This window comes from Methylocystis sp. SC2 (assembly GCF_000304315.1).
Lineage (GTDB): Bacteria > Pseudomonadota > Alphaproteobacteria > Rhizobiales > Beijerinckiaceae > Methylocystis.
In genome coordinates, this window is sequence record NC_018485.1 from 468,941 (window position 1) to 491,936 (window position 22,996).

21 protein-coding genes are annotated in these 22,996 nt (G+C 62.7%); 15 read left to right on the forward strand and 6 right to left on the reverse strand.

Annotation, left to right across the window (positions count from 1 at the left end; genetic code table 11):
* Positions 1 to 95 precede the first annotated feature (95 nt).
* Both BN69_RS02215 and BN69_RS02220 read right to left on the reverse strand, forming a co-directional pair.
* On the reverse strand, positions 96 to 344 hold the full coding sequence (locus BN69_RS02215; RefSeq protein ID WP_014889908.1) for a hypothetical protein: 249 nt from the start codon (positions 342 to 344) through the stop codon (positions 96 to 98).
* 61 nt (positions 345 to 405) lie between these two features.
* The gene (locus BN69_RS02220; protein WP_014889909.1) at positions 406 to 810 is read right to left on the reverse strand and encodes a BLUF domain-containing protein; all 405 of its coding nucleotides are present in this window, start codon (positions 808 to 810) and stop codon (positions 406 to 408) included.
* Between the two features lie 418 nt (positions 811 to 1,228).
* On the opposite strand from BN69_RS02220, the gene BN69_RS02225 reads away from it, so the two are divergent.
* From BN69_RS02225 to BN69_RS02260, 8 genes are all read left to right on the forward strand, one after another.
* A complete protein-coding gene (locus BN69_RS02225; protein WP_148277002.1) occupies positions 1,229 to 1,504 on the forward strand; it encodes a hypothetical protein in 276 nt (91 codons plus the stop codon).
* 33 nt (positions 1,505 to 1,537) lie between these two features.
* Positions 1,538 to 2,113 (forward strand): DUF2585 domain-containing protein, encoded by a 576-nt coding sequence (locus BN69_RS02230; protein ID WP_041926765.1) that lies wholly within the window; start codon positions 1,538 to 1,540, stop codon positions 2,111 to 2,113.
* 96 nt (positions 2,114 to 2,209) lie between these two features.
* Positions 2,210 to 3,340: a glutamate 5-kinase gene (gene proB / locus BN69_RS02235; RefSeq protein ID WP_014889912.1), complete on the forward strand. Its 1,131-nt coding sequence runs from the start codon at positions 2,210 to 2,212 to the stop codon at positions 3,338 to 3,340.
* 166 nt (positions 3,341 to 3,506) lie between these two features.
* Positions 3,507 to 5,129, forward strand: a complete 1,623-nt coding sequence (locus BN69_RS18650; RefSeq protein ID WP_014889913.1) for a DUF262 domain-containing protein — start codon at positions 3,507 to 3,509, stop codon at positions 5,127 to 5,129.
* A gap of 40 nt (positions 5,130 to 5,169) precedes the next feature.
* A complete protein-coding gene (locus BN69_RS02245; protein WP_014889914.1) occupies positions 5,170 to 5,949 on the forward strand; it encodes a PIN-like domain-containing protein in 780 nt (259 codons plus the stop codon).
* Between the two features lie 155 nt (positions 5,950 to 6,104).
* Complete coding sequence (locus BN69_RS02250; protein ID WP_014889915.1) at positions 6,105 to 6,536, forward strand: Rrf2 family transcriptional regulator; 432 nt, start codon at positions 6,105 to 6,107, stop codon at positions 6,534 to 6,536.
* A 93-nt stretch (positions 6,537 to 6,629) separates the two neighbouring features.
* Positions 6,630 to 8,294 carry a hydroxylamine reductase gene (gene hcp, locus BN69_RS02255; RefSeq protein WP_014889916.1) on the forward strand — a complete coding sequence of 555 codons (1,665 nt, stop codon included), beginning with the start codon at positions 6,630 to 6,632 and terminating at the stop codon, positions 8,292 to 8,294.
* Between the two features lie 51 nt (positions 8,295 to 8,345).
* Positions 8,346 to 9,374 carry a 2Fe-2S iron-sulfur cluster-binding protein gene (locus BN69_RS02260; protein WP_014889917.1) on the forward strand — a complete coding sequence of 343 codons (1,029 nt, stop codon included), beginning with the start codon at positions 8,346 to 8,348 and terminating at the stop codon, positions 9,372 to 9,374.
* 50 nt (positions 9,375 to 9,424) lie between these two features.
* Here the strand turns inward: BN69_RS02260 and BN69_RS02265 are convergent, their stop codons facing one another.
* A complete protein-coding gene (locus BN69_RS02265) occupies positions 9,425 to 10,738 on the reverse strand; it encodes a DUF2254 domain-containing protein (RefSeq protein WP_014889918.1) in 1,314 nt (437 codons plus the stop codon).
* 174 nt (positions 10,739 to 10,912) lie between these two features.
* Positions 10,913 to 12,613 carry a bifunctional metallophosphatase/5'-nucleotidase gene (locus BN69_RS02270; RefSeq protein WP_014889919.1) on the reverse strand — a complete coding sequence of 567 codons (1,701 nt, stop codon included), beginning with the start codon at positions 12,611 to 12,613 and terminating at the stop codon, positions 10,913 to 10,915.
* 118 nt (positions 12,614 to 12,731) lie between these two features.
* Here BN69_RS02270 and BN69_RS02275 point away from each other — a divergent pair, with 118 nt between their 5' ends.
* On the forward strand, positions 12,732 to 13,394 hold the full coding sequence (locus BN69_RS02275; protein ID WP_014889920.1) for a response regulator: 663 nt from the start codon (positions 12,732 to 12,734) through the stop codon (positions 13,392 to 13,394).
* Positions 13,391 to 14,743: an ATP-binding protein gene (locus BN69_RS02280; protein ID WP_014889921.1), complete on the forward strand. Its 1,353-nt coding sequence runs from the start codon at positions 13,391 to 13,393 to the stop codon at positions 14,741 to 14,743. Before BN69_RS02275 ends, BN69_RS02280 begins: the two co-directional genes overlap by 4 nt.
* A gap of 102 nt (positions 14,744 to 14,845) precedes the next feature.
* Here BN69_RS02280 and BN69_RS02285 read toward each other — a convergent pair whose 3' ends face one another.
* Positions 14,846 to 15,757 carry a LysR family transcriptional regulator gene (locus BN69_RS02285; RefSeq protein ID WP_014889922.1) on the reverse strand — a complete coding sequence of 304 codons (912 nt, stop codon included), beginning with the start codon at positions 15,755 to 15,757 and terminating at the stop codon, positions 14,846 to 14,848.
* A gap of 96 nt (positions 15,758 to 15,853) precedes the next feature.
* On the opposite strand from BN69_RS02285, the gene BN69_RS02290 reads away from it, so the two are divergent.
* The 5 genes from BN69_RS02290 (at position 15,854) to BN69_RS02310 (ending at position 22,243) form a co-directional block, all read left to right on the forward strand.
* A complete protein-coding gene (locus BN69_RS02290; protein WP_014889923.1) occupies positions 15,854 to 17,032 on the forward strand; it encodes a TDT family transporter in 1,179 nt (392 codons plus the stop codon).
* A gap of 316 nt (positions 17,033 to 17,348) precedes the next feature.
* The gene (locus BN69_RS02295; protein WP_014889925.1) at positions 17,349 to 19,343 is read left to right on the forward strand and encodes a hypothetical protein; all 1,995 of its coding nucleotides are present in this window, start codon (positions 17,349 to 17,351) and stop codon (positions 19,341 to 19,343) included.
* A 145-nt stretch (positions 19,344 to 19,488) separates the two neighbouring features.
* Positions 19,489 to 20,223 carry a DUF2076 domain-containing protein gene (locus BN69_RS02300; protein ID WP_014889926.1) on the forward strand — a complete coding sequence of 245 codons (735 nt, stop codon included), beginning with the start codon at positions 19,489 to 19,491 and terminating at the stop codon, positions 20,221 to 20,223.
* A 139-nt stretch (positions 20,224 to 20,362) separates the two neighbouring features.
* Positions 20,363 to 20,710, forward strand: a complete 348-nt coding sequence (locus BN69_RS02305) for a hypothetical protein (protein WP_014889927.1) — start codon at positions 20,363 to 20,365, stop codon at positions 20,708 to 20,710.
* Positions 20,711 to 20,731: 21 nt separating this feature from the next.
* The gene (locus BN69_RS02310; protein ID WP_014889928.1) at positions 20,732 to 22,243 is read left to right on the forward strand and encodes a L,D-transpeptidase family protein; all 1,512 of its coding nucleotides are present in this window, start codon (positions 20,732 to 20,734) and stop codon (positions 22,241 to 22,243) included.
* Here the strand turns inward: BN69_RS02310 and BN69_RS02315 are convergent, their stop codons facing one another.
* Positions 22,244 to 22,960 (reverse strand): HD domain-containing protein, encoded by a 717-nt coding sequence (locus BN69_RS02315; RefSeq protein ID WP_014889929.1) that lies wholly within the window; start codon positions 22,958 to 22,960, stop codon positions 22,244 to 22,246. It abuts the gene before it with no gap.
* Between the last annotated feature and the right edge of the window lie 36 nt (positions 22,961 to 22,996).

Consider the following 22,996-nt stretch of genomic DNA (forward strand, 5'->3'; position numbering starts at 1 on the left):
GGCTCAATCGGCGCGGCCGAGCGCCAGGCTGCGAGACAGGACCCTCTCCCGCCGACGGCGCTTGCCCGCCGACGGAACTTCGGCGCAAGCGGAGCCTAGCGCCGATCCTTCCGGTCGATGAATTCTGACGTGAACCGCTTCAGCGCGACGCGCAAATCGTCGGCGTATCCGACCGCCCCGAGCGACTGGAACCTTTCGATGTCCGCGAGCATCAGTTCTCTCACCGGCGCCGCGCCGCGATGCAGATTGACCAAATAGCCGGATAAAAGCCGGCCGTCGCGGCCCCTCGCAGCCACCTTGTTCTGGGCCTCGGACGAGCAGATTTTCTTGGCAATTCCTATCATGAGTAACTCCGAAGCGGACGCCGCGCCAGATGTCCGCGACCTGCCTAAGCAAGAATTGCGCTCACCTATGTTCGGCGAAGGCCGCCGCCTGTCCAACGCTGAAAAAACCGTCCACCATCGCGGAAAGACCGCCCTCGCGCGGCGCCGTTTCCCGCGCAACGGCCACATATTCCGGCGCGCCGCACACGAGCTTCATGCCCCAATCGGGGAAACTGCGCATTGAAATGCGTTCGTGAACGAGCTTGACGACGCCCGAGTGCCGGGAATCCATCCGGATCTGCAGATAGAGCGGGGTCAGCGCTTGCCGCGGACCCTCCAGAATCTGCAAAAAATTGAGGCCGTTGTAGAGGAGCGCGCCGCTGATGCGCCGCGGACGATTCCGCTCCGCCGACATCTCGACCATTCCCTCGATCGCGGAGAGGTTCAGATCAAGATTTGCGTTACTGAAATAGACAAGTCGATGCATCAATGGCCTCCGAAACAGGGCGATCGGGTGAAGGGCTTCCTCATCCGGCGTGCGCAGCGCGCGTCTCGAAGGATGAGGAAGCCCGCTTTCGCGTATTTTTCCTCACCCTCGTCCCGATCGCCCTGCCTCCAACGCAGCCCGCCCCGAGAATTCCGCCTCGCGAGTCGCCCGTCAATCGCCACAGGCTGAGATAGGGATAGAGCTAAAACTAAAATTATGCAATAGTTTCATATAGTTGACCTAACTCAAACCCCCGCGCCAGAATCCATCGCTCCAGTCATAGGTTCGTATCAAGCGGACGCTATTTAGAGCGCATATTCGATCACTTTTCAGTGGCGAGGGAGGCGTCGGCGCGGCCGCGTCTCCCTATATTTTTTGGCGATGGGCGCCCACAGGCCGGCAACTTCAGAGGAATAAGATGATGTCGCCAGACCCTTCCCCGATCCTCACTTCGCTCAAGACCTGTCAGGACTGCGCATCGAGAGTCATGGACTTCGGCCTGATCAACACGCGGTCGGCGCTGCAGTTCGGGCAAGATGTATGGGCGGCGAGATCGCCGCACGACGTCGCCGAAGCCATCGTTGACTACGGCCGCCGGCAATTCGAATATTGGACCGAGGAACTGGAGGAGTTCTCGAGTGTGGCCGGCGGCAAGAAGACCCCAGACGCCGAGGTCGTCGGACTCGGAGACTAGTTTTCCATCATCCGATCTTCCAGTTGAGAAGATATGATGATGAGCGCAACGACGGCGTGCGGCGTGGCGGCGGCGGCGATCGCCGCGCTTGTCGTTCAGGCCGGCGCGCTTTGGGCGCTCGGCCGCCCGTTTCTCTGCGCCCGCGGCGAATTCAAGCTGTGGGAGGGCGACGCCGCCTCTCCCTGCCTCTCCCAGCATCTCACCGACTGGTACAGCTTCACGCATGTCATCCACGGCGTGCTGTTCTATTTCCTGGTTTGGCTCGCGGCGCCGGGACTGTCGTTCGCGCAGCGCTTCCTGATCGTGCTGGCGGTTGAAGTGGGATGGGAGATCCTCGAAAACACGCCCTTCGCCATCCGTCACTATCGCAAGCAGCCGCCGGCGCAGGACTATGCAGGAGACAGCATCGTCAATTCGCTCGCCGATACGCTGGCGATGACGCTGGGCTTCGTTCTTGCGTGGCGGCTGCCGATCTTGGGCGTTATCGCAATCTCTCTGCTTCTTGAAGTCGTGGTCGCGCTGAACATTAGAGACAATTTCACGCTCAATGTGCTCGGTTTCATCCATCCGTTCGATGTCATCCGCCGCTGGCAAAACGGCGCGCCATAGGCGCCGATTTGCGGTCATTGGCGGGCTGGGCTAACTCAAGCGTCCCTAGGCCGCGCTCGCAAACGCCCTACCCCTCGGACATTTCGCCACGCCCGCATGACCAAGCGCGCTCCCGTCCTCGCTGACTTCAAACGCATCGTCGTGAAGGTCGGCTCGTCGCTCATCGTCGACCCCAACAAGGCGTCCGCGAAACGCGCCTGGCTGAAGCGGCTCGCCGACGATGTCGCGGGTCTCCATCGCGCCGGCGCGGACGTGCTGGTCGTGTCGTCCGGCGCCGTGGCGCTGGGACGCAGCGTGCTCGGCTTTCCGCGCGGCGCGCTGAAGCTCGAAGACAGCCAGGCGGCCGCCGCCGTCGGCCAGATCGCCCTGGCGCGGCTCTGGGCCGAGACGCTGCACGATCGCGGCCTCGTCGCCGGACAGGTGCTGGTGACGCTCGGCGACACGGAGGAGCGCCGCCGCTACCTCTACGCGCGCGAATGCCTAACGCGGCTTTTGTCGCTGCGCGCGGTGCCGGTGATCAACGAGAACGACACGGTGGCGACGGCTGAAATCCGCTATGGCGACAATGACCGCCTCGCCGCCCGCGTCGCCACCATGGCGAGCGCCGATCTCCTGATCCTGCTCTCCGACGTCGACGGGCTCTACAGCGCCCCGCCCGACTCCAATCCGGACGCCGAGCACATCGCGATCGTGCCGCGCGTCACGGCGGAGATCGAAGCCATGGCGGGGGGCGCCGCCTCGCAATATTCGCGCGGCGGCATGCGCACCAAGATCGAGGCGGCGAAAATCGCCACTACCGGCGGCGCGCATATGGTGATCGCCGACGGTCGCGAAGAAGCGCCGATTGCGCGCATCGCCGCGGGCGGGCGCTGCAGCTGGTTTCTGACGCCGTCCAATCCGGTGACGGCGCGCAAGAAATGGATCGCGGGCTCTTTGGAGCCGAAGGGCGCCGTGCATATCGACGACGGCGCGGCGAAGGCGCTGCGCTCAGGCCGGAGCCTGCTGCCGGCGGGCGTGACGCGGATCGAGGGCGGCTTCGCGCGCGGCGACTGCATCGTCATCCGCAACGCCAAGGGCGGCGAGATCGGCCGCGGCCTCGTGACATATGACGCGTCCGACGCGGCGAAAATCGTGGGGCGCTCGACGAAGGACATCGAGGCGCTGCTGGGTTTTAAGGGGCCGGATGAGATCATCCATCGGGACGATATGGCGCTGGGCGGAGGGTGAGGCGCATCAGACTGATGCGCAAACGAAGATCTGCTTGGCACGCGACCTTTTGTGACGCACTATCACGCGCAGGTACGATTTTCCTGCGTTTCGCGCGCTGTCCGATTGGTCGCACGTGCAGTCTTTCTTTTGCTATTGCGGAGCTTCATAGGAAAGTGGTCTCAACGTGTACACACCTCTTAATGCCTCTGCGAGCACAGCTGGTGCTTTGTTTTCCAGTTCCACGTTTGAAGTTCCGCAGTTCCAGCGCGAGTACTCTTGGCAGGTCGACGAGGTCGAAGAGTTTTGGGACGATCTAAGAAAAAGCCTTTCATCCAGTTCGTATTTTCTAGGTCTAATTATCCTCACTCAAGAAAACGGGAGAAAACATGTTGTAGATGGCCAACAGCGGCTAGTGACATTAACTTTGCTTGCCAATGCCCTCTACCACGAGGCGCTTCACCGCGGCAGAAAGGCTTTAGCTGACCGTATACAAGCGGATTTCTTGCGTTCAATCGATTACGCATCAGACGCAACCGACCCTCGTGTTAGCTTATCGGATCAAACCGACAACGAGACGTTTCAAGCTATTCTGGCAACCGGGCAAGCGCCCAGCGTGGCCGAGAAAGGATCGGTTTCATACCGGCTATCTGAGTCGTATCGGAATATCAGCAAAAAACTGCGAGACGATCTTAAGGTAGACCCGTTTAAGCGGCTTGGCGTGTGGACAGAATTTTTGACTAACCGAGTTTATTTCGCGGTTTTCGTTCATCCCGATCCCACTTCCGCATACCAAGTATTTGAAGTGATAAATACACGGGGAAGAGAGCTTACAACTGCAGACCTATTGAAAAATTACGTCCTCAGTCAAACACCTCCAGTTGAGCGTGAAGCGCGCTACAGACAGTGGCAAACGATTTCAAAGCAATTTTCTGCAGATGCCTCTAACACATTCGTCCAATATATCAGGCACGTCGTAACCGTACGTTGCGGACATATTCTGCCCAAAGATCTGTTCGGGTTTCTCGCGCAGCGTCGGGGGCTGCCAGATCGTAATGATACAAACGCGCCTCCATCGACGGAAGTGTTGATGAAGTTGCTCCAAGAGCATCTTCCTTTGTACGCGCAAATGGTAGATCCGACTCTTGCCGGCCCAGCTGACCCCGAGGCGTTAAGAATTTTCGCGGCACTCAACAGCCTGGGGGTCATTGCGGTTAGACCGATTCTTATGGCTATGGCCAGTGTCCCACAGTCATTGGAAGGCATGAAATACATCCTCCGCCTAGTAGTGCGACGAATAGTCGTCGGAAATCTTGGAACAGGAAATGTCGAAAGGCGCTTTGGAGAAGCGGCCAAACACGTCTATGAAACCGGTCGTTGGAACGTTGTAGTAGATGACCTCAAGGATCTGAATCCTACCCGTGAGGACTTTATTGAGCAAGCCCGGAAGAGATCATTCAACAAGGGGGTGCTGGCTTTCCTGCGCCGCTCAATTCTTGCAAAAACCATCACTCCAGACGCTCAGGGGGTCCTTCACTTTATATGGACGCGCCAAACCCCTGTTTCTTTTGGCATGAGCGAAGAAGATGGAGCGTACTGGTTCGCCACGATCGGAAATACATTTCTTTCGACTCTGGACCGCCGGCCCAAAAGCGCTTCTGACTGGGACGGTTTCAAGCGACATATGCTTCCCTTCGCTATTGATGGGGAGTGGAAGATAGAATTAATGGCGGTCGAGGAATGGAATGCGAGTGCCATTGAAAACATGGGCCAAAAACTTGCTCAGGCGGCTGGCGACATTTGGTTCTGATACCAATCGACCTAATCGCAGGCGAAACCGGGAAATCCAGTTGATCGATCTTCTCGACCGCCGAACGGATTTGGACGTTCTTGGAGCATTGGCCGATGCTATCCATCCTCTAGCCGAGGGGGACACATTTGCCATAGAGCATACCGCTATTGCTCTAGATGCAAATGTCTTTTTGCGGCTGAGCGGCCATCCAAAGAGCGCAGATATCATCGACTACCTTGGCTCGCGCCATTCTGCGCCCTTGATCTTACCTGGCCAAGCAGTTCAAGAATTTTGGAACAATCAATTGCAAGCTGTTGACACAGTTAGTTCCAGTCTAAAAAAGAAATTTGATGGGCTAAAGACCGACTTTGCAAGAGTTGATTCGAATTTTGGGCCCTATGCATCGGAAATTGGAGATTTGCTTGAACAATTTAGTTCTGAGCACGGTCACGTTTATGACGAGGCGACGGTGCGAAAGACCGAGGCGCTTTTTGAGGTTCTTCAGAAGAGAGCTTTAGTCCCTTACGTATCTCGACAATGTTTTCGTGAGATTGCAGACCAACGAAAAAGAACAAAAACGCCGCCCGGATTTAAGGATGAAGGAGACGGAGATTTTTTCATTTGGGTCGATATGCTTGCCGGGCTGTTGCAAGCGCAACAAAACGGAAAAGAATTCGCACGAGTGGTCCTTGTATCACAAGACAAGAAAACCGATTGGAGCCGCGCGGGAAAAGCACATCCAGTCCTCGTGGCCGAGGTTAAATCCCTCGTTAGAGTACCCTTCGAGATTTGGACAACCGATCAACTCGCCCAAGAGATAGGTGGAGCGGTCATGTAGAGTTTTAGTTCCGCGAGGGCAAAGCGTTCCAGTGGAATGTCGATCAAATATCCAGCGTCGACAATCGGCAGGCAACATTGGTGCTGCGCACTTATAGCGACTGATCGGCTTGGATGAACATTTCAGGATTTGAAATACCGTGTTAGATTGAGTTCATGCGGCTCACGACCTTCACCGACTTTGGCCTGCGCGCCCTCATCCTCCTCGCCGACCGCAATCCGCAAGTGATGAGCGCGGCGGCGATCGCCGATCATTTTGACGTTTCGCGGCATCATATGGCGAAAGTGCTGCAGGAGCTCGCCGCCGCCGGATATGTCGAGGGCATCCGCGGCGCGCAGGGCGGCGTGCGACTGGCGCGCGATCCGCGCGACATTCGAATCGGCGAGGTGGTCCGCAGGCTTGACGATCAGCCGCTGGTCGAATGTTTCAGCCCGCAAGGCAGCAACTGCGCGCTTTTGCCGCGCTGCCGACTGAAGGGCATGCTGGCGCGCGCCGAACAGGGATTTATGCGCGAACTCGATCGCTACACCCTGCACGACTGCCTCGAAAAAACCGCCGCCTTTCCCCTCGCCGATCTCTCCGCCTGAACATTCACTGCGAGCATCGCTCGTCGCGGCTTGACTTCTGAGCTTTTTAATACGCATTCTAAATACCTATTAAGGGAGCCAGGAGGGAGCGACATGTTCTGTTATCAATGCGAGCAGACCTACCGATCTGACGAAGCCGCCGGTTGCGCGGGCGCAAAGGGCATGTGCGGCAAGGACGCGACGACCGCCGATCTGCAGGACATTCTGCTCTATGTCTGCGAAGGCGTCGGCCAATATCTGCATCGGGCGCGCCTGCTTGGCGCCACCGACATCGAAGCCGACCGCTTCATCCTCTTCGCCTTCTTCACGACGCTCACCAACGTCAATTTCAACGCGGCGAAGTTCGTCGAGCTGATCCAGCAGGCCGCGCAAATCCGCGACCGCGCCAAGGCGCTGTACGAAGACGCCGCGCGCGCCGCCGGCAAGTCGCCCGAGACTCTCTCCGGCCCCGCTTCTTTCGCGCCAGCCGACAACATGGCCGGACTTTCCGCACAGGCGTCGGAGGCCGCAGTACGCAAAGACGCCGCGATCCTCGGCGAAGACGCGGTCGGCGTCCGCGCGCTCATTCTCTACGGCCTCAAAGGCGTCTGCGCCTATGCGCATCATGCGCGCGTTCTGGGCGAAGAGCGCGAAGCGATCTATGCGACGGTCGAACATGCGCTCGACATACTGGCGCGTGAAGAGCGTGACGTCGCGACGCTGCTCGACGAAGCGCTGGCGCTCGGGCGCGCGAATTTCCTCGCCATGGAGGCGCTCGACGCCGCCAACACCGGCGCCTTCGGCGCGCCGACGCCGACGAGCGTGCGCGTGACGCCGATCAAGGGCAAGGCGATCCTCGTCTCCGGCCATGACCTGAAGGATCTGCACGCGATTCTCGAAGCGACGAAGGACAAGGGCATCAACGTCTACACGCATGGCGAAATGCTGCCGGCGCATTCCTATCCAAAGTTCAAAGCCTATCCGCATCTCGCCGGCAATTACGGCGGCGCGTGGCAGGATCAGCAGAAGGAATTCGCCGAATTCCCCGGCCCGATCGTCATGACCTCGAACTGCCTGATCGAGCCGCAGCCGCGCTACCGCGGCCGCATCTTCACAGCGGGTCCGGTCGGCTGGGCTGGCGTTCGCCACATCGCCGACGAGAATTTCGCTGTCGTCGTCCAGGCGGCGCAGGCCCTGCCCGGCTTCGCCGAAGACGCGCCGGAGAAGACCATCACCATCGGCTTCGGGCGCGACGCGGTGCTCGGCGTCGCCGACAAGGTGATCGACGCGGTAAAGAGCGGCGCCATTCGCCACTTCTTCCTCGTCGGCGGCTGCGACGGCGCCGCGACGGGCCGCAACTACTACACCGATTTCGCCGACGAAGCGCCGAAGGACACGGTCATCCTGACGCTCGGCTGCGGCAAATATCGCTTCAACAAGCACGACTTCGGCACGATCGGCGGGCTGCCGCGGCTTCTCGACATGGGCCAATGCAACGACGCCTATTCGGCGCTGGTCGTCGCGACCAAGCTTGCGGAGGCCTTCGGCGTCGGCGTCAATGAACTGCCGCTGTCGCTCATCGTCTCCTGGTTCGAGCAGAAGGCGGCGGCCGTTCTGCTCACGTTGCTCGCGCTCGGCGTGCGCAATGTGCGCATCGGCCCGACGCTGCCGGCCTTTCTCACGCCGGCGCTGGTTGACGTGCTGGTGGAGAAGTTCGGCGTCCAGCCCATCGGCGACGCCAAATCCGACATCGCCGCCTCGCTCGCCCGCGCCGCCTAGCCATACAGCGGACGCCCGCCATCGGGCGTCCGCACGTCGCGGGAATCCGCCATGTACAAGGTCAGCCTTCTCACGCGCGACGGCGCGACGATCGCCTTCGACGCCGAACCGTCCGACACGCTACTGGACGCCGCCGAACGCGCGAGCATTTATCTTCCCTCCTCGTGTCGGGAGGGCGGCTGCGGCGCATGCCGCGTCGCTCGCGCAAGCGGAGAGGTCGAACTCATGTGCTACAGCAGCGCGGCGCTCAGCGAGGATGAGCGCATGGCCGGCGACATATTGCTGTGCCGCGCTAAGGCGCGCAGCGATCTCGCTTTGCGGGCGCCTTTCGACGAAGCGGCGGTCGGCTTTGCGCCTGTTCCCGAGCGGCGCGCGACGCTTGTGGCGATTGAACCAGCAGGCGCCGGCATCATGCGCCTGCAACTGCAGTATGAAGACGATCCGACATTCGGACGCGCGGCGCAGTTCACCGCCGGCCAATTCATCGAACTCACGCTTCCCGACGGCTCGGCGAAGCGCTCCTATTCGCTCGCCAATGCGCCGAACTGGGATGGGATGCTCGAACTCTTTATCCGCCTTCAGCCGCACGGCGCTTTTTCGGATTATCTTCGTGAGCGCGCCGCCGTCGGCGACACGCTGCTTGTCCGCGGTCCGCAGGGGCAGTTCACCCTCGATGAGTCGAGCGCGGCGCCGCGCTGGTTCGTCGTCGGCGGCTCGGGCCTCGCGCCGGCGCTCTCCATGCTGCGGCACATGGCGGAATTCGCCGACCCGCGCTCATGCCGTCTGTTCTTCGGGGTCAATCAGCTCGACGAGTTTTTCGCGCTCGACGCCATCGACGCGCTCAAAGCCGCTTTGCCGCAGCTCGTCGTGACTCTCTGCGTGTGGAAACCGGAACAGGAATGGCGGGATTTCGTCGGCACGCCGGTCGAGGCGCTTGCGCAGGCGCTGTCGAGCGCGACCGAGACGCCGGACGTTTACGCCTGCGGTCCGCCGGCATTGATCGCCGCAACGGAAGAGACCGCGCGTTCTTCCGGCGTCCCGCACGACCGCATCTTCAGCGAGAAATTTACGGCCGCGTGAGCGGCCTAGGCTGACGGTTACGCGCATGGCCGGGCTGCGGCATTACGAGATCATCCCGTCTCCCCTGGCCCGGCGAGGATCGCTTCGAGCTTCCTGCGATCCTCCGGCTCGTTGATCTGCGCGATCGTCCAACGAATGCCCTGCAGCTGAGCGAGCAAAGCCTCGCGCTGCTCTGGCAGTTCTACGCTGTGCAGCAGATCCTGGATTCTTTCAGCGAGCACGCTGAGAACTGCCGGCTTTCCCTCGGCCGCGGCGCGAATCTGCGTGAAGGCCGTATCCACGACGGGCCCATAGCCGCCGTTCGTCGTAACGACCCGCAAACGACCGGCTCTATCGCGGTAGTATTTCGCCGATAGTTCGCGTGCGCGGGCGTTTTCCAGCGAGGCGGAGAGCCGGTTGATGACGGCCGTTGCGGTGTAAGGATCGTTGACGCTCGGCGACAGGGCGCGCAATGCGATTTCAACCAATTGGCGCACGGAATATTGCAGATCTTGCGTGGAAGTGCGCACGGCGCCGATCACAAAGCAATCCCGAATTTGTCGCTCCACTCGCTTGTCGACGAGCGCTTTCGAGCGAACTTCGACCGTGTCTCCCTTCTGCAAAAGGAACGCGCCCGGTTCCGTATGAATGATCAACATGAGGTCGTGACGCCCGGCGGTTTTGACCAGCGCGTCATAATCGATGAACTGCACATAGCCGCTTCGATTGATTCCTATGTAGCGCCGCGTCGTGTGCTCTCGGCTTTCCTCGTCGACGTCGATCTTTTCGTCGGCGTGATCCGAGCGGCAGGGACATTCGCCGATGGCGGCGTCGAGATTGTCGCCAACTTCGCGGACGACGGTGTCGGAAACGATCGAATGCGCGAGCTTGCTGATATAGGCGAGCAGCGCAAACAGGCATGCGACGGCGAGGAGGCTCGCGAGCGTCACCGCGTAGCGCGGCACGCCTTGTGGCCCGAGCTGCTCATTGATGCTCCGCAAGATGAAGAGGCAATAGAGGATCGTCGCCACGAAAAGACCGAGAGCGGCCTGGATGGAGCGATCGCCAATGAAATTATAGATAAGCCGAGGGCCAAGCTGGCGCGCCGCCTGCGCCAGCACGAGGATCGTTAAGGACACGACGAGCGAGGTCATCGTAATCATTCCGGAAACGATCGTAGAGAGAAGGCCGCGCGCGGTGGCGGGGTCGCCGCTGAACAGCCACAGCGAACCGCTGGCGTCGATCGGCATCTTGAAGCTGTAACGCACGAGCGCGTAACCGAAGCCGAGCGCGAGCGCGCTCATGCCGACCGGAATCAGCCAAAGCCGGGATTTGAACCAGCTCATCGCGTTTGAGAAGCGACCCGCTTTTCCTCTGCGCGCCATCCGTTCCTCGACCTGACTGAGACGCTAGCGCAAGCGACCTCCCCCGCCGCCGGATATATAGCGCGGAACATGCCTCAGCCGCCGGACCGAAGGCGACCAGCGACGCCCCGCCGGCTTAAGCGCCTACTCTTCCGCTCAGGCGGGTTTAAGGATCGGCGCAAATGCGCCGATCCTTCAGCCCGGCGGCAGGCCGGAGGGGATGGTCGCGGCCGTATCAACGTCGCCCGCCAGCACGGCGTCCTGGCTAAAGACGGAAGACGCCAAGTCCAATGCTTTCTCGCGCCCCTCGCGACGTGGCGCGATGGTCGAATGCGTCTTGAAATATTGGTGGAGGGCCTGATGGACAGTGAGAGGGAGAAGCTGCGCGTCATGGCTGCCCGCGTGCCGACAAATGACGTCCATCGGTTCGCCGTCGCGCTCGCAGCCGGCGATCGTGTAGCGTTTGTCATCATCGATTTCGGCGCCGTCGACCTTCAGGGAGACGAGGCGTCGGCCTTTCTCCGCAAGCGCGTTGAACAGGATGGTCAAGCCCGCGGCGCGCGGGCCCCAGCCGCCATTGAGCCTCCACGGATTGCTGGCGAAAACCAGCTCCAGCTCATCTTCGAGATAAGCGCGGAGTTCTTTGCCGGTGACCCAGCCTGTCTTTAGCCGCGCATCCATCGGCAACAAATTCCACAGATCGCCTTCCGTTACTGTCGTCGGCGGAATGGGAACGCCAAACCGGAAGCCGTTCGAGAAAGCGATGTCGGCTTTTGACGCCTCCCGAACGGCGTCGGTGATAAAGTCGTCAGCCGTGCTCTCCAATACGTCATAACGCATGATGAGCGTCTGCGTCTCACCCACGGGTTTGGTCATTCGCTCCCGGTATGGCGCGAGCGACGCGTCGACGAGGGCCTTGACCTTCGGATCTTCGTCGTAGCGACTTTCGAGGATCGGAATCAGGCGGAAAGCATGGCCCGCGACGCCGCCGTCCGCAGCCAAGTGAAGGTCCAGCCGCGCCAGAAAGGAGCCGAATGAACCGGGTTCCACAATGATGACCTTGCCTTCCAGGATCGGCCTGGAGGTCCGCTCGTGGGAATGGCCGGACAAAATGACGTCAAATTCGGGCATGTCCCGCGCGATCTGGCGGGCGATCGACAGGCCTGTATGCGTCACGGCGACAAGCAGGTCCGGCTGCTGCCGAGCGCGCAAATCCTTCACGAAATCGTGCAAACCGTCGAGCCGGGTCGTGTCCATGCCGCGGAACTCAGCGGGCGGGTGACGCTTGCTGGCGCTGATGTCGGTGATGCCGACAAAAGCCACTTTCACGCCCTCTCTTTCAATGGTCACTGAAGGGGCGAAGAGCGGTTGGCCGCTGGCGGTGTCATGGAAATTATAACAGATCACCGGGCACTTGAGCCCCGCCATGGTCTCTTTGAAACGTTCGGGACCATAGGCGGCCTCCCAATTGCCTGGAACGAAGGCGTCGAGCCCCAGCGCATTGAGCGGGTGGAGAACAACCTCGCCTTTTGACCAGGTTGCGGGGCCGGAGCCCTGGAATTCATCGCCCCCGTCCAGCAGGAAGCAGGGGTGATCGTGAAGCGCTCGCTCGCGGTCGATCGCGGTCTTGAGGCGCGCGTAGCCTCCCATCATTTGGATTTCGGGGCTTGCGCCGGGCAGATATTCGGGATGCGTTTCGAGGAGGGCGTGCGTATCGGTGAAATGCAGCAGGGTCACGCGCTTGCCTGACGGCGGATCGCGTTGCGGAACATTCGCGAAGGCGACGCGAGCCCCGGAAGCGCCTGCGCCGATCTTCGACATGGCGAGGGACGACTTGGCGATCGTCGACATGGCGATGGAGGACATGAAACGCCGACGACTCAGCGGCTTTATCATCTGTTCTTCCCTTTTTACTCGCGCAAATGGCTGGCGACGAACGCTCTCGGGATGAAAAATCCACCTTAAGCCAGCCTTAAGCGCAGTAGGGGAGTGAGCGACAGGAAGGGAGAGGTCGATGCGCGTGCTTACCGTGGAAGACGATCCGATCCTGGCGGACGGTCTTGCCGCCGGGCTGAGACTGGCGGGCGTCGCTGTCGACACGGTCGCCTGCTGCGCCGACGCGCGCGCGGCGCTCGAGACGACTTCATTCGACGCCCTGGTCCTGGATGTGATGCTTCCAGACGGATCGGGGCTCGATCTCCTGAAGGAAATGCGCGCGGCCGGCGATCGCACGCCGGTGCTTCTCCTGACCGCCCTCGACGAGGTGAGAAACCGGATCGAGGGTCTTGATCGCGGCGCCGACGATTATCTCGGCAAGCCCTTCGACCTGGACGAATTGGCCGCGCGCCTTCGCGCGGTGGCGCGGCGGGGAGAAGGCCGCGCGGCGCCGTGCTTGAACGTTTGCGGCGTTGTGCTCGATCCGGCGCAGTTAAGCGTTGCGGTGAACGGCAGGCCCGTCAGCCTTTCGCGGCGGGAGTTCGCTGTGCTTTCGACTCTGATGGAACGGCCGGGCGCCGTCCGTTCGAAATTCGAAATCGAGGACCGCCTGTACGGATGGCAGGAAGAAGTCGAGAGCAATACGATTGAAGTGCATGTCCATAATCTGCGGTCGAAGATCGGACGGGACACAATCGAAACGGTGCGAGGGCTCGGATACCGAATGAGGATCGGCGCATGACCTCGCTCCGCGCGCGCCTGTTTCTCATCCTTCTATCCGCAACAGGGGCGATCTGGCTCGGGGCGGCAGGGTGGATCTATCTCCGAACGGAATCCGAAATCGAGCGCGTGCTTGACGCCCGCCTTCAGGAGGCCGCGCGCATGGTCAATTCGCTCGTCGCGACCAGCGACGCCGCCGAATTGGCGGGCGCGATTCCTGTTCCCGTCAGTCATCCCCAAACCATGAACTATCAGCGTCAGCTCGCCTGTCAGATCTGGTCGCTGGACGGGCGTCTGGTCGGGCGCTCAAGCGGCGCTCCCGACGCTCATTTGTCGGACGCGGCCGCCGGTTTCTCTGAAAAAATAGTCGAGGGAGAGCCTTGGCGGGTCTACGCGTTGGAAGACGCGGACAAAGGCTTTCGCGTATTGGTCGGCGACCGGATTGGGATGCGCGACAGGCTTGTCGCCGACGTCATCACAGGATTGATGGCTCCCGCCGCCCTCATCATCCCGCTATTAGGCGCCCTCATCTGGATCTGCATCGGACGCGGACTGCGCCCATTGTCGAACATGGCTGAGGAGCTGCAAAACCGCCGAGTGGACGACATGAGCCCGATCAAGCTCGACGACGCGCCGTTCGAGGTTAGGCCGGTCGCGGACGCCCTCAACAGCCTTTTCGCTAAGGTCGAAACCGCCCGACGGCGCGAGCGCGATGTCACAGCCTTCGCGGCGCATGAATTGCGAACCCCGCTTGCAGGTCTGAAAACTCAGGCTCAGGTCGCGATCGCCGCAACCGAGCCGGAGGTCAGGCAGGGCGCGCTTCGGCAGATTCTTTTCGCTGTGGACCGTACCTCAAGATTGGTGAGCCAGCTTCTGACGCTCGCTAACCTCGACGCCGACCTAGACCTTGACGACAAAGAAGAAATCCGCGTGTCGGAAGCGCTCCAGGAAACAATCGACGCGCTGAAGCTTGCAGCCGGAAAGCGCCGAGTCGAAATCGATCCGGCTCTCGCGTCGGTCATTGTCCGAGCCAATCGCGCGCTTTTCCTGCTGGCGCTAAGAAATCTGCATGAAAATGCCCTCCTGCATGCCTCGAACGGCGGCGCGATCCGCTGGGGGCTCGCCGGCGGCGCGACGCTTTTCGTCGAGGACGAGGGTCCGGGAATCCCCGAGGAGGAATTGCCGCATGTGGCGCAGCGCTTTTTCCGTGGGCGGCATCGAAACGCCAATGCGCCGGGCAGCGGCCTTGGTCTTGCCATCGTCGATCTCGCGGTCAGGCGCAGCGGCGCAACTTTGAAGCTGCGCAACAGGTTGGATCGCCGCGGCCTTCGCGCCGAGATCGGGATGCAAACCGTCGCGGCGGACGCGTGATCTCGGAGCCGCCCGGAACTGCGCCTCTGCGCGCCCGATCGCGCCCGACGGCCGGCGCGTGCTCTGGCTTCTCGAAGGACGATGCCTTTGTTGAGAGCGAGCCTAAGAACCTCGGCTGGCGAGGCGCTGGGGGGCCGCGCGCTCGATGATCGCGAGCAACGCGTTCGCGGCGCGGCTACGATAGCGCTGCTTGTGCCTGAGCGCATAGAATGCGCGTTCGGGCAGCGCAAATCCGACGCTGCGCAGCAATCCGGCTTCGATGCTGGGCGCCGCGACCGTCGCAGAAATTGCGGCCGCCCCCAAGCCGGCCTCGACCGCAGCGCGCACCGCCTCGTTCGACGGTAGCTCCATCGCGATGCGCAGACGCTCCGGCGAAATCCCCAGGCTTGCGACCGCGCGTTCGAAGGCCGACCTGGTGCCAGAGCCAAGCTCGCGAAAGACCCAGTCGCCGTCGACCAGATCGCGCGAGTCCAGATCGCGCCGGTCCGCCCAGCGATGCTGCGGACTGACGACGAGCAGCAACTGGTCGCGCGCCACAGTCGCGCTGTCCAGGCAATCGTCGTCAATTTCGTCCTCGACGAAGCCGATCTCGGCCACGCCGCTCTCCACGGCCTTTGCCACGTGGGCGGAGTTGTTGATGGCGAGATGAATATCGACTCGCGGAAACGCATTGCGAAACGCCACGAGATGGCGCGGCAGCCAATAGCTCGCGATCGTCTGGCTCGCGTGGATGGTCAGGGTTCCCCGCTCGAGCTTCCCAAACTCGCTCAGCATTCTTTCTGCGTGCTCGACCTGGGCCAGGATGGCGCGCGCTTCGGCCAGGAAGGCCCCGCCGGTCTCGGTGAGCGCGATACGGCGACCCACCCGGTCGAAGAGCCGGACGTTATGGCGCGCCTCCAGCGCCGCGACGGCATGGCTGGCCGCCGATTGCGCGAGATTGAGCGCGGACGCAGCCCGCGTCATGTGCTCATGCTCGGCGACCGCAACGAAAATTCGAAGTTGGTCCAGCGTCATTAATCTGCAGATTAGATCAATTTCATAGTCAGTATCAATTGGACTGATCGATCGACGCGGCGCTATGTCCATTGCAGCGCAATCAGAGGCTCGACAATGACCATTCTGCCCGGCGACGCCGATTCAAAAGCCCCCGCTTCGCCCAAACAGTTGCTCGACATCGTCCGTAACTTCACGCCGAACTGGTTCACGGTCACCATGGGCACCGGCGGTCTCGCATTGTGTTTAAACCAATTCCCGATCCATATTCCTTGCGCGGGCGACGCCGCGGCAATGCTTTGGCTCGTCAACATCATCTTATTCGCCGTGTTCACGCTCGTTTATGCGGCCCGATGGGCGATATTCCCGCACGAAGCGCGGCGCATCTTCGGCCACCCCGTGATGTCGATGTTCTTCGGCGCGGCGCCGATGGGATTGGCTACGATCATCAACGGATTCCTGGCGTTCGGCCCTTCTCTGATCGGCGACGCTGCGGCGGTAGCGACCGCCCACGCGCTCTGGTGGATCGACGCCGCGATGTCGTTGGCCTGCGGTCTCGCAATTCCCTACTTCATGTTCACGCGCCAGGATCACCGCATCGAACGGATGACCGCCGTCTGGCTGCTGCCCATTGTCCCTGCCGAGGTCGCCGCCGCTAGCGCCGGGTCGCTGGCGCCGCATCTGGCGACGCCTGAAGCGTTCAACGTGCTGACGCTCGGCTACGCGCTCTGGGCCTATTCGACGCCGCTGGCGATGAGCGTGCTCGTGCTGCTGTTCCTGCGGCTTGCGCTTCACAAGCTGCCGGAAAATGACATGGGCGCCTCCGCCTGGCTGGCGCTCGGCCCCATCGGAACTGGCGCGCTTGGCCTTGTTCTGCTTGGCGAGGACGCGCCTGCAATTCTCGCCGCCAATGGCCTTGCGGACGTTGGCCGGACGGCGCAGGGCGTCGGCGTCGTCGGCGGCGTGATCTTCTGGGGCTACGGCGCCTGGTGGCTTGGACTCGCCGTGCTGAAGACCATCCGCTACATCCGCCAGGGCCTGCCCTTTAATCTTGGATGGTGGGGCTTCACCTTCCCGCTTGCGGTCTATGCGATGGGCACGCTCGCGCTCGGGCGTACGACGCATCTCGCCCTGTTCGACGTGGCCGGCGGCGTTCTGGTCGGCTGCTTGGCGGCGTTCTGGGCTATCGTGGCGAGCCGCACCGCACATGGCGCCTGGCGCGGCTACCTTTTCGTTTCGCCTTGCCTCAAAGGCGCATATCCGTCTCCGGTCAAATTCGAATCCGACGTCGTGTGATCGTCGGCGAGCGGCCGCCAAAGGGGCTGCAGGAGCGCGAGGAAGCCCGCCGGCGGCGGCGTGGATGTCGGGGCCGCCCGCTCGGGCGCTCCGGCTCAACATGGCGCCGCGTCGAGAGCGTGGCGGTCGTATGTCGCCATTTTGACCCATTTCTTTCAAACAATGCGCCGCGCGCAATGGGCCGCTGAGCGAAATCGCGTCTCAAGTCCCAAGCCGGATTGCCGCCAGCTCCGTATCCTGCGAACCGGCCTCTGACGAAGAAACCAATCAGGGCGGTCCAAGAAACAAAGCAGAGCTGTCCAAGAGAGGGTCACAAATGTTTCCAGCGCGCCGTTTCGCTGCATCCTTGCCCTTCGCAGGCGCTTTTTTCGCAGTTCTGCTTCCCTTGTCGAGCGCCCAGGCTCAGGATTCGCCCTGCGAGGCGTCGGCCGAGGTCGCGGTTTTGCCCTCGCCCGCCGCGCCTTGGACGGGCGCGCCCCTGCGCATCCTCGTCGCCACGGAAAAGCCGCTCCAAGGCGAGCTTTCGCTGATTGCGCCTGACGGAAGGATCGCCGCCAAATCGCACATGCAGCGGGGCGGACCGCCCTATGTCTGGTTCGCCGAGGTCGCCTCGCCTGCCCCCGGCGCGTGGCGCGCCGCGTTCGACACGTCTTCGTTCGCTTGCGGCACGATAACGAAGGAGATCGACGTAAGCGCGCGCAAGCCGTCGTCTGCGCATTCGGCGGAGGGCGCCGTCTGGCGCCTGCACAACAGTTGGGACCGTTCAACCGAAAATCTGTATTCCGCCTGGATCGCCAAGCTCTTCGACGCGCCGCTCGAAGCCGAGCAGTCATGGAAGACCTGGCATGAGGTGCTGCGCAATCCGTCGCGCAACGTGCTGTTCAATCATCTGGGAACGAACGAAGACAGCCTCACCCTGGCGCTCAAGCCCGACTGCGCGGATTTCGTCTATTTTCTGCGCGCCTATTTCGCCTTCAAGATGGGGCTGCCCTTCGCCTATTCGAATTGCTCGCGCGGCGCCGGCGGCGCGCCGCCGCGATGCAATGAACGATTCGACGTTATGCATCCCCAAGTGACCCGACCTGCGCCGCCGCCGGAGCAGGCCATAGCGTCCGCCGCGGCTGCGCCGGCGCCGACGCCCGCAGCGGCGCCGACGAACATCTTGCAGCAACTGTTTTCACAGCCGCAGCAGGTCCAGCCCGGCGCGCCGGCCGCCCCCGCGGCGGCTCCCGCGAAACCGCCTGCGCCGAAGCGGCCGGCCGGCGTCGCCGGATATTTTCGGGCGGTGGGCGACGTCGTTCATTCCGGTTCGGTGCGCGCGCCGGCGAACAGCGACAAATCCGATTTTTACACCATCCCCTTGACGCAGGAGACCCTGCGTCCCGGAACCGCCTACGCCGATCCCTACGGGCACGTCATGATGCTCGTGCAACGCGTTCCGCAGACGGCGGACGCCGCCGGCGTCTTTCTTGCCGTCGACGCCGAGCCGGATGGCACGGTCACCCGCAAACGATTCTGGCGCGGCAATTTCCTATTCGCGAACGGACCTTCGCTCGGCAGCCCCGGCTTCAAGCGCTTCCGGCCGATCGTGCGGGAGAACGGCGGACTGCGGGCGCTCACCAATGCGGAGATCGCCAAGAATCCGGACTATGGCGACTTCTCGCTCGAGCAATCGCAATTCAGCGCCGAGGAGTTCTACGACCGCATGGATGAGGTGATGTCGCCCGAGCCGCTCGATCCGCAGCGCGCCATGATGGCGGCCATCACGGCGCTTGAAGAACAGGTGAAGACGCGCGCGGTTGCGGTCGAAAACGGTCGAAAGTTCCAGAACGGCGGGCGCGGCGAGGCGTCGATGCCCGACGGTCCGGCGATCTTCGCGACCTCGGGCGCTTGGGAAGATTTCTCGACGCCGGCGCGCGATCTCCGCCTGCTCATCGCCATCGACGTGGTGCGCGGATTTCCAGACCGCGTCGCTCGGCGCAGCGATCGCTACGCCATGCCGTTTGGCAGAGGTCCGGCGGGCGTTCAGGCCCAACTGCAAAGCGCGCTCGCGGGCGAACTCGCGGCCCGCACATTTACCTATACGCGCAGCGACGGCTCCGCCTGGACGCTTTCGCTGAAGGACGTCATGGACCGCGCGGCGGACCTCGAGATGGGCTATAATCCCAACGACTGCGTCGAACTGCGGTGGGGCGCTTCGGACGGGAGCGCCGAGGCGGCGACATGTTCGCGGCGCGCGCCGGCCGCCCAGCGCGCGAAGATGACGGACTATCGCAGCTGGTTCCGGGAGCGCCACTGGCCGCACGCTTAGCGCGGAGATCGAGCTGATCCGGCCATACAGCGATATTTCGAAAGTTTAATCGGCCGCGTTTGCGCTTGGGGCTTGGCGGCGTTTTGCAGCGGGGCCATATCTTGCTGCGCCGCGCCTTCGAGGGCGGCGACTATGGAGAAACCCTATGTCACCGGAAGAACGCCAACTCATCGCTGGTCTGTTCGAGCGCACCAAGAGCGCCGCCTCGACGCCGCGCGACCAGGAGGCGGAGGCTTTCATCAGCGAACAGATCAAGGCTCAGCCTGCGGCGCCCTATCTCCTGGCGCAGACCGTGATCGTGCAGGATCAGGCGCTGCAAGGCGCCAATGCGCGCATCGAGGAGCTCGAGGCGCGCGTGCAGGAGCTTGAGTCGAAGCCCGCCGGCGGTTTCCTTGGCGGCCTGTTCGGCGGTGGTCCCCGTCCGGCGCCGCCGCGTCCTCCTCAGCAGGCTCGTCCGAGCGGCCCCTGGGGCGCGCAGCAGGGCGGCATGAATCCCGTGGCCGGCGGCTACGCGCCGCAGGGCTGGGGACAGCAGCAGCCCCCCGCGCCTGAAAGCGGCGGATTTCTGAAGGGCGCGCTCGGCACCGCCGCGGGCGTCGCGGGCGGCGTGCTGCTCGCCGACGGCATCCGCAACCTGTTCTCGCATGGCGCCGGCTATGGCGGGATGGGGAATCTCGGCATCGGCTCCGGCTTTACGCCGTCCGGCGGCGACACGGTGATCAACAACTATTACGGCGACCAGCCGGGCGCCGCCGACGCCGGCTACGACTCCGGCTATGACAACGCCGGCGGGGTGGAGGACGCCGATTATGGCGCCGACCCCGGCTTCGATGACGGCGGCGGCTTTGACAGCGGCGGCGACGGCGGCTTCGACGTCTAACAAGATTAGGCTCCCGGCCCTACAAGGCCGGGAGTTCGCGCATTTGGCGCCCTGTGCGCCAGCGCACCGCGACTCCCCGGGCGGCGTTCTAGGGTCCGATCATCCGCTGATCGAGCGGACGGACCACGGGGAACTCGCCATGAACCGTTCGATGAACAACACGACGAACCGCACGACTAAGACCAGCTTCGCTTCGCGACCGATTCGCATCGCGCTGGCCATGAAGATCGCCTTCGCGATCCTCGCCGCCAATGTCAGCTTCGCCGCCGCCAAGGCGCTCCTCGTCAAGCCGGACTCGCAGCCCGCGCGCGTCGCCGCCGACGCCTCGCCCGTAAAGCCCTTCATCCTTCCCATCGACTGGCAGGAGTCGACCGCCGTGGCGCAGTCGGATCCGACGCAGAACTGCCATGGCGTCACCGTCGAGACCGACGAGGGCTATGGCGTGCGCGGACAAACGATCCGTTTCGTTTGCCGCAAGGCCTTGTAACAGGCGCACAGGAGTTCGAGCATGTTCCGAGTTTCGCTCCTCCCGCAGACTGCTCCTTTCGTCATCGCAGGCGCCCTGCTCGCCGCCCCGGCCATCGCGCAAATGTCGAGCGCGCCAAGTGACGCGCCCGATTCGCCAGCCGCCGCCGAGCGCAGGGCGACGCCGGCGCGCGCGCGCGAGAATTCCGACCGGCCGCTGGCCGACGCGCCGCGGGAAGCCGACGAGCGGCGGAGGATCGATGACCGACAAGCGACCGATGCGCGCGAAAGCCTCGCGCGGGCGCTGCGCGACTGGTCGAATGAGGAGCCCCGCGTCAACGAAGGCGTTCAGCGTTCGGAGATCGCCGCTTATTACAAGAAGCGCGATTATGCGCCGATCTGGCGCGACGCCGACGGCTTCTCAGAGTCGGCGAAAAGCGCGCTGGACGCTCTGCGCGACGCCGACCGCGACGGCCTGCGCGTCAACGCGCCTGCGCAAGACTCGTCCTGGAGCGCCGCGGGCGAACTGGCGCTGTCGGAGGCCGTCGCCGATTACGCCGCGCAAGCGAGCGGCGCCCGGGTCAATCCCGCAACGATTTCGCCCGACATTGAGGAGCGGCCATCGGTGGTGAAGCCGGCGCAAGCGCTTGACGCGATCGCCGAGGCTGGAGACGGGGCCGGCGCGCGGCTTGCCGCGTTCAATCCGCCGCACCCGGCCTACGCCGCCTTGCGCGAGAAACTCGCTGAACTGCGCGCCGCGCGTGGCCATCCGCGCCGCGAGGCCGCTGCGTCTCACGAGTCGGACGCCAAGCCCATCACCAATTTTGCGTCGCTGCCCGAAGCCAAGGCGAAGCGCGTCGAAGCGGAGATCATCGCCAATATGGAGCGGTGGCGTTGGGAGCCGCGTGAAATGGGCGCGACGCGCCTTGAAGTCAACATTCCGCAGTTTGAGACGACATTCACGCGCGACAACCAAATCCTATTTCGCGGGCGCGTCGTCGTCGGGAAGAAGACGTCGCCGACGCCGGTGTTTTCCGACGTGATGCCCTACGTCATCGTCAATCCCACCTGGACCGTTCCGGAGTCGATCATCGAGAAGGAGCTGGAGCCCAAAACCGGCGGCAAGCTCTCCAAGCTCCGCGCGCGCGGATACAAAGTGACGTACCGAAACGGCCGTCCGATCGTTCAGCAGGAGCCCGGCGAGAAGAACGCGCTTGGCCGGCTCAAATTCGTATTTCCGAACGATCTCTTGATTTACATGCACGACACGCCGCAGAAGAAACTCTTCGCCCGCGCCAAGCGCGCATACAGTCACGGATGCGTGCGTGTCCAAGATCCGTTCAAGCTCGCGGAAGAAGTCATCGGGCGTCCTGGCTTTGATGAAAAGCGCCTGAAGGCTCTGATCGGCAAGAAGGAGCGGCGCATCAATCTGGCGAAACCCATTCCGGTGCACGTCGAATATTTCACGGCCGTGGTCAACGACGACGGCGCGCTGAAGCTTTACGACGACATCTACGGCTATTCAGCGAAAGTGCGCGCGGCGCTCGCTCTGTAGTCACGCCGATGAGGCGAGCTGCGCCACCTGCCGGCGCAACTGCTCCTGCGCGCGCGCGAGATTTTGTTGCGCCCGCGCGGACCACAACTTGCGCGATTCGTTGCGACGATAGAGCGCGTCTCCGTGCGCGGCGAATGTGTCGATCATCTGCAGCCGCCCAAGGCAAAAGAGCGGCTCGGGCACCCAGGCGTATTCGAAGCGAAGCCGCCCCAGATTTTGCTCGAATTCGGACCAGGACGCGCCGAGCGAGGAAAGATCGAGGTCGAGGAACAGGTCCAGATCGCGTGAAAAGCCGGGATAATGCTCAGTCGGAGCGCGCGCGTTGAGGTGATTGGCTGTCGCCATGATCAGATCATGGATGGCCTGCGCATCTGTTGCGTCGAATTTCGAGTGACGCTCGAAGAGCGTCGCGCTGGCGCGAACATTTTCGGCGTCGGGACGAAGCAGACCGTCGGCGTCGCGCGTCACATAGACAGCGTCATGCCAGAAGATCGCGGCGGCGATCAGATCGGGCCGGACGGAGAGCGCCTTCAAGGCGTCGAGCTTCGTCAGCAAATCGACGATATGATCCCAATCGTGATACCTGCGTTGCGGTTCGCGATAGGCGGCGTCGATGACCGAAAACGCATCCGCGTCATGACGCCCTGCGATCAGGGCCCAATAATTCTGCACCGGATTTGCGATCATGCGCGAGTAGCGATCATAAGAGAATCCCATACGGCGTGCGGCTACACGGCAGGACGGCGGTCGCGC

Excerpts from the sequence above, each read along its gene's own strand:
- BN69_RS02295 (WP_014889925.1), top strand. The coding sequence starts at position 17,349 with ATGTTTCCAGCGCGCCGTTTCGCTGCATCCTTGCCCTTCGCAGGCGCT.
- BN69_RS02265 (WP_014889918.1), bottom strand. The coding sequence starts at position 10,738 with ATGGCGCGCAGAGGAAAAGCGGGTCGCTTCTCAAACGCGATGAGCTGG.
- hcp (WP_014889916.1), top strand. The coding sequence starts at position 6,630 with ATGTTCTGTTATCAATGCGAGCAGACCTACCGATCTGACGAAGCCGCC.
- BN69_RS02230 (WP_041926765.1), top strand. The coding sequence starts at position 1,538 with ATGATGATGAGCGCAACGACGGCGTGCGGCGTGGCGGCGGCGGCGATC.
- BN69_RS02220 (WP_014889909.1), bottom strand. The coding sequence starts at position 810 with ATGCATCGACTTGTCTATTTCAGTAACGCAAATCTTGATCTGAACCTC.
- BN69_RS02215 (WP_014889908.1), bottom strand. The coding sequence starts at position 344 with ATGATAGGAATTGCCAAGAAAATCTGCTCGTCCGAGGCCCAGAACAAG.
- BN69_RS02275 (WP_014889920.1), top strand. The coding sequence starts at position 12,732 with ATGCGCGTGCTTACCGTGGAAGACGATCCGATCCTGGCGGACGGTCTT.
- BN69_RS02305 (WP_014889927.1), top strand. The coding sequence starts at position 20,363 with ATGAACCGTTCGATGAACAACACGACGAACCGCACGACTAAGACCAGC.
- BN69_RS02250 (WP_014889915.1), top strand. The coding sequence starts at position 6,105 with ATGCGGCTCACGACCTTCACCGACTTTGGCCTGCGCGCCCTCATCCTC.
- BN69_RS02280 (WP_014889921.1), top strand. The coding sequence starts at position 13,391 with ATGACCTCGCTCCGCGCGCGCCTGTTTCTCATCCTTCTATCCGCAACA.
- BN69_RS02225 (WP_148277002.1), top strand. The coding sequence starts at position 1,229 with ATGATGTCGCCAGACCCTTCCCCGATCCTCACTTCGCTCAAGACCTGT.
- BN69_RS02285 (WP_014889922.1), bottom strand. The coding sequence starts at position 15,757 with ATGACGCTGGACCAACTTCGAATTTTCGTTGCGGTCGCCGAGCATGAG.
- BN69_RS02260 (WP_014889917.1), top strand. The coding sequence starts at position 8,346 with ATGTACAAGGTCAGCCTTCTCACGCGCGACGGCGCGACGATCGCCTTC.
- proB (WP_014889912.1), top strand. The coding sequence starts at position 2,210 with ATGACCAAGCGCGCTCCCGTCCTCGCTGACTTCAAACGCATCGTCGTG.
- BN69_RS02270 (WP_014889919.1), bottom strand. The coding sequence starts at position 12,613 with ATGATAAAGCCGCTGAGTCGTCGGCGTTTCATGTCCTCCATCGCCATG.
- BN69_RS02310 (WP_014889928.1), top strand. The coding sequence starts at position 20,732 with ATGTTCCGAGTTTCGCTCCTCCCGCAGACTGCTCCTTTCGTCATCGCA.
- BN69_RS02290 (WP_014889923.1), top strand. The coding sequence starts at position 15,854 with ATGACCATTCTGCCCGGCGACGCCGATTCAAAAGCCCCCGCTTCGCCC.
- BN69_RS02315 (WP_014889929.1), bottom strand. The coding sequence starts at position 22,960 with ATGGGATTCTCTTATGATCGCTACTCGCGCATGATCGCAAATCCGGTG.
- BN69_RS02300 (WP_014889926.1), top strand. The coding sequence starts at position 19,489 with ATGTCACCGGAAGAACGCCAACTCATCGCTGGTCTGTTCGAGCGCACC.